Origin of the sequence: Streptomyces lacrimifluminis (assembly GCF_014646095.1) — a bacterium.
GTDB classification, from domain to species: Bacteria; Actinomycetota; Actinomycetes; order Streptomycetales; family Streptomycetaceae; genus Streptomyces; species Streptomyces lacrimifluminis.
Genome location: NZ_BMMU01000078.1, coordinates 1 through 6277 on the forward strand (window position 1 = coordinate 1; position 6277 = coordinate 6277).

General features: G+C 68.6%; 6 protein-coding genes. 4 read left to right on the top strand and 2 right to left on the bottom strand.

Annotated features, from left to right (window positions below; translation table 11 throughout):
- Positions 1–15: 15 nt before the first annotated feature.
- Complete coding sequence (locus tag IEY89_RS39650) at positions 16–336, top strand: hypothetical protein (protein ID WP_189152375.1); 321 nt, start codon at positions 16–18, stop codon at positions 334–336.
- A 63-nt stretch (positions 337–399) separates the two neighbouring features.
- On the opposite strand, the gene IEY89_RS39655 is transcribed toward IEY89_RS39650, so the two are convergent.
- Positions 400–849, bottom strand: coding sequence for a hypothetical protein (locus tag IEY89_RS39655; protein ID WP_189152376.1), 450 nt, complete (start codon positions 847–849; stop codon positions 400–402).
- Positions 850–928: 79 nt separating this feature from the next.
- Here IEY89_RS39655 and IEY89_RS39660 point away from each other — a divergent pair, with 79 nt between their 5' ends.
- Both IEY89_RS39660 and IEY89_RS41385 read left to right on the top strand, forming a co-directional pair.
- Positions 929–4330, top strand: a complete 3402-nt coding sequence (locus IEY89_RS39660) for a tetratricopeptide repeat protein (protein WP_189152377.1) — start codon at positions 929–931, stop codon at positions 4328–4330.
- Between the two features lie 50 nt (positions 4331–4380).
- Positions 4381–4752, top strand: a complete 372-nt coding sequence (locus IEY89_RS41385) for an NUDIX hydrolase (protein WP_229695728.1) — start codon at positions 4381–4383, stop codon at positions 4750–4752.
- Between the two features lie 45 nt (positions 4753–4797).
- Here the strand turns inward: IEY89_RS41385 and IEY89_RS39670 are convergent, their stop codons facing one another.
- Positions 4798–5274: a transposase family protein gene (locus tag IEY89_RS39670; RefSeq protein ID WP_229695729.1), complete on the bottom strand. Its 477-nt coding sequence runs from the start codon at positions 5272–5274 to the stop codon at positions 4798–4800.
- A 414-nt stretch (positions 5275–5688) separates the two neighbouring features.
- Here IEY89_RS39670 and IEY89_RS39675 point away from each other — a divergent pair, with 414 nt between their 5' ends.
- Positions 5689–5979, top strand: coding sequence for a hypothetical protein (locus IEY89_RS39675; protein ID WP_189152378.1), 291 nt, complete (start codon positions 5689–5691; stop codon positions 5977–5979).
- The last annotated feature ends 298 nt before the right edge of the window (positions 5980–6277 follow it).

Sequence of the window (6277 nt, forward strand, 5' to 3'; positions counted from 1 at the left end):
GACCCCAGGAGTCGCATGAGCACCCCGGAACAACCCAGCTTCGAGGACGCCCTCGCTCGCGCCCGCGAAGCCTCCAAGGAGTGGGCCGCCGTCCTCGAGGAGCCGCCGCCCTGGGAGCCGGTCTGGAAGCGGCCCCGGAAGCCGAAGTCGAAGGCGGAGAAGAAGCGAGAACTGCGCAAGCAGCGCAGGCGACTCCAGGACGCCGGACGCCGCCGCCTCGCCGCCACAGAATCCCGCCGGCCCCGCGCCCGGCAGAGCCGGATCAGCAACGCCGCCACCCGCCGCGACGCTCGCGCCCTGTCCCGGGCACGGCACTCCACCGCCTGGCTGTGGTGAACCTGAGACACAGCATCAGGTCTGGATGTCTCACTGTGCTCCAGAGCGGCTACCCGAGGATGGCTACCCGATGTCGCTGGGAGAGTCGTTGATCTGGCCGTTACGGTTGGTGGTCTGTTTGACGTCGGCGCTGCGGGCGGAGACGGGGGATCCGGTGATGGTTCCGCCCCGGGTCGCGGTCTGCTCGATGATGGCTCCGTCGCGGCCGGTGGCTCCGGACGCCTCGATTCGGCCGTTGCGGTCGGCACGGATGCGGTGCCGGGAACGGCTGGCGGCTGGACCGCCAGCGAGTGCCAGGAGCGCCATCCAGGCTCCGGCAGCAGCGAGAACGGTCAGGGCTGCGGCCCAGGTCCAACTCCACTGATCGGTGATCTGGTTGGTGACCACGCCGGTCGCGATCGTGGTGAAAACGCCTCCGACAGCCACGGTCTTCTGCATCGTTGTCGCCATGGTGGCCTTCCGCTTTGTGCCGTCGCCATCGGGCTGCCCGAGGTCGGTCTCCGGGCTGTTCACCCTCTCCAGCATCAGGCTTTATGCCAGATTAATGGCATAGGAACTGTTCGGGTAGAGAGATATGTGGTCGGGGGTGGGCATGGAGGATGTCGGGGAGCTGTTCACCGACCGTGAGGCAGCGCTGAGGGCTGTTGACGCCCTGGTGGCTGAGGGCGGCATGGGGCGGGTCCTGGTATTGACGGGCGTGTCGGGGATGGGCAAGTCCACCGTGCTGGCCCGCTTGGCTGCGTGTCCGCCGGGCCGTTGGGCGTGCGCGGTGGTCGACGCCGAGGTACTGGTGTCGGGGATGGTGGTGCGGGCAGAGGGCGGGGAGGATGCCGCGCTGGAGCTGCTGCGCCAGGTCGGAGGCCGGTTGGCCGCAATGGCGCCGTGGTGGCGCAGGCGCTGGCTGCGGCAGAAGGCGGCGGCGATCGGCGGCGATCGGCCGTGGCGGGTAAATGTGCGGCAATGGGCCGGGTTCGGTGGCAGCATCAGCCACTCCCCAGTGCAGGTAACCGTCGGGGACCCCCGCACCCAGGGCGAGCGGCGCGGGCAGTGGACCGGCCAGCTGATGAAGGTGGCCCACGCAGTGCGACGGCGCCGGTTGCTGCTGCTGGTCGACACCGGCGAGTTACTTTCGTACTTCGACGACATCGCCGCCGAACAGCCCTGCCGCGGACGTTCCTACGGTGTCGCCGGCTGGTTCGCCAGTGTGCTGGAGCAGTTGCTGGCTCAGATGCCAGGGCTGCGGGTGGTCCTCGCCGGTACCACAGCTCCATCGATGGCCACAGTCGACGGTCGCGGCCGGATCATCCGTGTCGAGCTGGAGCCGTGGGCGCCCGAGGACACCGGCAAGTACCTCGCCCGCCGTGGCCTGCCCGTCGATGTCCAGGCTGCGACGGCGGTGACCGGCGCCGCAGGAGGGCTGCCCGTCGAGATCAGTTGGATCATCGACATCCTTACAGGGCACCTCACCGACGGCCACGATCCGGCGTCTGCGCTCGGAGAACTGGTCTTCGGCCTGGCCGAGCGGGCGGGGCCAGCCCGCAGGGCGTGGCTGCGCAGCCACGTCCTGGAGCGGATCAGCGACGGTACCCTGCGCCTACTGCAGGCCGCTGCCGTGCTGGAGGTCTTCACGGCTGATGCTCTGCTGATCGTGGCACGAAGCGGCGGTTCGAACGGTTTGGTGGACGCGGACGCCTTCGCCCGCTTGGAACGGAGCTCCTACATCCGCGCCTTGGACGCAGATGCCGGGCAATGGCGGGTGCACAGCGTCCTGCGCGGCTGGCTCATTCAAGCTGCGCGCGATAGCGACGCACGGCAGCCGCCGCCCGGACGCGTCCTTCCGGCCCTGCATCGCGCCGCCGCCGAGTACCACGAAGCCCTCGCCGGAGATAACCGATGGTCGCTGCGCGCTGCCCACCATCGTTTCGCCACCGGGGACGACCGGCACAGCGCCGCGTGGACCGCCCGCCTAGCCCGCGCGCTGAGTGCCCAGCCGGTAGACATGCTGCAGATTCAGACGCTGGCCGACGCCGCACTGACCGTCCGTGACCGCCCGGGCGCGCTGTCCATGGTCTTCGCGGATGCTCACCTCGCCAGCGGCCTGCTGGAGTTCCAGCGTGCGCAGTACCCCGCTGCGCAAGACCACGCCGAACAGGCCCTGGCCCACTACCAGTCCCTCGGCAGCCACAGCCAAGTAGTACGCACCGCGGCTCGCCTGGCTGGACATGCCGCCTGGAAGCGGTTCCGCTACCAGGACGCCGCCACCCACTGGACGATCGCAATCACGCCCCAAACACACGACCAGGATGCCGAGCACGGGACAGACGCCGGGACGGGCGCGCAGCACGGAACACCTGCCGACGCCGACAACTACGCACTCTGGACGGCCCTGACCGAGGCCGTGTCGAAAACTGGAGACGCACCCCGGGCGCGCACGCTCCTGGAAGCACTTCCCGAAACGCCCCCCATCCCGCCCGACCCCACCACGAACGAAATCCTTAGTCAGGCTGGCACTGGCACGCCTGGCACCGCAGTCGCGCATGCGCTGTCCGCGTACCCGCTACCAGGCACCGTGCCCGGTGACATTGCCTTCCTGCGCGTCTGGACCACTTACGCCTTGGACGACCATGAGGAGGCTGTCGTCCACACCCGACGTCTCCTGGAGCAGCCGGAGATCAGTCACCATCACACAGCCCTCGCCCACAACGTCCTGGCCAGGATTGCCTACAGGGCTTGGGACATGGAGCAGGCCAGCCGACACATGCGCCAAGGCATCCGTGCGGCCCGTCGCTGTCACGCCAAGGGTTGCCTGATCCAGTTGCTCGTGTCCGACGCCGACCTCGCCAGCCGCCGAGTCATTTGGGCACCACCGGTCATCGACAATCAGCTTCCCACGCCGGGCATCACCGCCACCGCTGCACCTGCCGAACCGACGACTGGCCTGTCCCTCACCCAACGCGCCGAATCAGCCCACCAGCGCGAACTCGCCGCCACACAAAGCAAAGCTGCAGAGAGCCTTGCTACTGAACTCAACAACCCGCATCTGCACGCACAAGCCATCGCTGCCCGCGACCCAGTAGCCGCTCTCACCGTCTACCGAACCACCGGCGACCGGCGCGGGGAAGCCAACACCCTGCGGTCTCTGGCGCACGCCGCCCTCCAGCGCGGCGACGTCGATCGGGCTGACGAATTCGCCGACCGGGCCCGCTCCCTCCACCACACCATCGGCAACCGGCATGGAGAAGCCAACGCTCTGCAGACCCTCGCGCACGCCGCCCTCCAGCGCGGCGACGTCGATCGGGCTGACGAATTCGCCGACCGGGCCCGCTCCCTCCACCACACCATCGGCAACCAGCGCGGAGAAGCCAACGCTCTGCAGACCCTCGCGGACACCGCCCTCCAGCGCGGCGACCTCGATCGGGCTGACGAACTCACCGACCGGGCCCGCTCCCTCCACCACACCATCGGCAACCAGCGCGGAGAAGCCAACGCTCTGCAGACCCTCGCGGACACCGCCCTCCAGCGCGGCGACGTCGATCGGGCTGACGAATTCGCCGACCGGGCCCGCTCCCTCCACCACACCATCGGCAACCAGCGCGGAGAAGCCAACGCTCTGCAGACCCTCGCGCACACTGCGCGCCAGCGCGGCGACCTCGATCAGGCCGACGCACTCGCCGACCGGGCCCGCGACCTCTACCACACCATCGGCGACTTGATTGGAGAAGCCAACGCTCTGCAGACCTTGGCGGTCACCGCCCGCCAGCGCGGCGACCTCGATCAGGCCGACGCACTCGCCGAGCAGGCCCGCGACCTCTACCACACGACCGAGAACGGGATCGGGGAAGCCAACACCCTGCAGATCCTGGCACGAACGGCCCGCAAGCGCGGCGATACCGGGACCGGGCGCCGCCTCCTGGAAGAGGCTGCCTCACTGTACGAGCAGATCGGGTTGGCTCGGCATGCGACATCCTGCCGACAGCTACTACAGGAGTGGTGACACGGAAGATACCGTCACCACCTGCTACTTGGGCTTGGTAGGAGACACGGGTGGCAACTCACATAGAAGAGGAGACGGGGGGCAAGGTGCGCGCTGACAAGCTGGTGTTGATCGGCACCTACGATGCTCCCGGCTGCGATCCGCGCGGACCGGTCAGCACAGACGCGTACCTCACGAGAGTGCCCGCAAGCACGGAGGACGTGGTTCTCGACGACGCGACGGCCGTGCGGTGGGTGGCACCCGCCGATGCCCTGCGCAAGCAGCACAGGCAGAAGGCTCTGGCTGACAGCAACGAGCTGCCGCCCCGTCCGAAGGCCGGCACCGGTGCGAAGGCCGTGAAGGCCGGGTTCGGCCCGCACGGCGTCGCGGTGACCGACACGATCCTCGCCTACAGCATCCACGTTCCCCGCCGGCGGCTGTGAGTATCTGCCGGCTCCGGAATGTTCTCGAAGACTGGCCTCGTCCCATCACTGCCTGGCTCCAGCTCCCCAGCCGCCCACGTCGAGCTGGGCCAGGACCAGGCCGGACGTGTGCTCCAGGGCGGCGAGCAGGTGGACCTTGCGGCCGCGGGCCTTGGCCGCGCCGCGCAGGCTCTTCCCGTCCACGGACAGCCCGCGCAATCCGGAGCTCTCGGGGCGGCGGTCGGCGAGCCAGCCGCCCACGGCCCGGTCCAGCGCGTCGCCGTCGATGCGGGCCAGCAGCCGGCGGACCGTCGCCTCCGTCGGCACCAGCCGCCGCGGCAGTACCGGATCAGGCTGCACACCGAGCCGTTCCAGCACCTGCGGCGGTGCGTCCACGATCCACTCGCCGACCGCGAGCAGTGAGGTTGCCCCGGCCAACACCGCACACGCGGCCAGCGCGAGCACGACGGCCAAGGCGTGCCGCACCCCGCGCGGGTCGCGAGGATCGGGCACCTCGGCCAGCCGTTCCAGCAGGCCCGGCACCTCCCCTGGCGCAACCTGGGGCCGGTCGCGGAGCTGGTCAAGGGCAGGTGGGATCAGCGATGATGCGTCGGCAGGCACGGTCTTCCAGGCAGGTCACGGGGCGTAGAGAACTCCATGATCTTGGTAGCCCGTGCCTGTCCTCTCGCCAGAGGCCGTCAAACCGGCAGAGCGAAGACCCTGGTCGACCGTCGGTTCTGCAGAGGACTACTGAGATTCGCTGCGTGATGTCGCTCGCTACAGCCCCTGGCGCTGCGGCGATGTCCGTTCTGCGGGCGACTCCACTCGAAGATCACCGGTAGCGGACGGGGAGGGTTGCTGTGGCTGCGGTACTCCGCTGCTGTACGCCAACGTCGGTGCTGCTAGAACCGGGAGGCGCGACAGCTCACGGTTCGGGATGCATAGATTGGAGAGCCCATGGATCTGCGAGAGTCCCTCGGCAAGGCCGTGGTCGCCCTAAAAGCTCCGCTGGGAAGTGCTGATCGCGAGCAGGGTTGGACAGACGAGCTGCGTCGGGAGATCCAGGAAGAGATCTCGGTCAGCCGCTCATTGCTGAGGCGCCCCGGGCCGTGGGCGGTCAGTTACCTCCATCCCCGCCTCGATGAGTGGATGGCACGCGAAGGCGTGCAGCCGGGACGCCTTCGTGATGTGGTCATGGACGTGCAAACTCTCATCATTGGGGCGCGCGATGCGGCCCGCTCACGGTGACAATCTTAAAAACGTCGTGGCCGCGATGTCACCGTGGGTTCAAATCCCACACACACCGCCAGGTGAACGGCCCCCGACCAGTCGTGCCCGTGGGGCCAACAGACTCGTTCGAAGCACGTGGCAAATCCGCATGAACCGGACAGCGCGCGACTACGCCGAAGCCTTGGGGTGTAGGTGATCAAGTGGGTGTAACCCAAGGCTTTCGCCGCCCGCCACGCGGCGCCGTACAAGAGCGAATGATGGCGTCCCTTGACGTGGTGTAGCCGATCAAGGTGAGGGAGTGCGCCGGGGGCGTGTG

What these genes read in the sequence shown, in the direction of transcription:
- IEY89_RS39650 (WP_189152375.1), top strand. Translation starts at nt 16, where the DNA reads ATGAGCACCCCGGAACAACCCAGCTTCGAGGACGCCCTCGCTCGCGCC.
- IEY89_RS39660 (WP_189152377.1), top strand. Translation starts at nt 929, where the DNA reads ATGGAGGATGTCGGGGAGCTGTTCACCGACCGTGAGGCAGCGCTGAGG.
- IEY89_RS39675 (WP_189152378.1), top strand. Translation starts at nt 5,689, where the DNA reads ATGGATCTGCGAGAGTCCCTCGGCAAGGCCGTGGTCGCCCTAAAAGCT.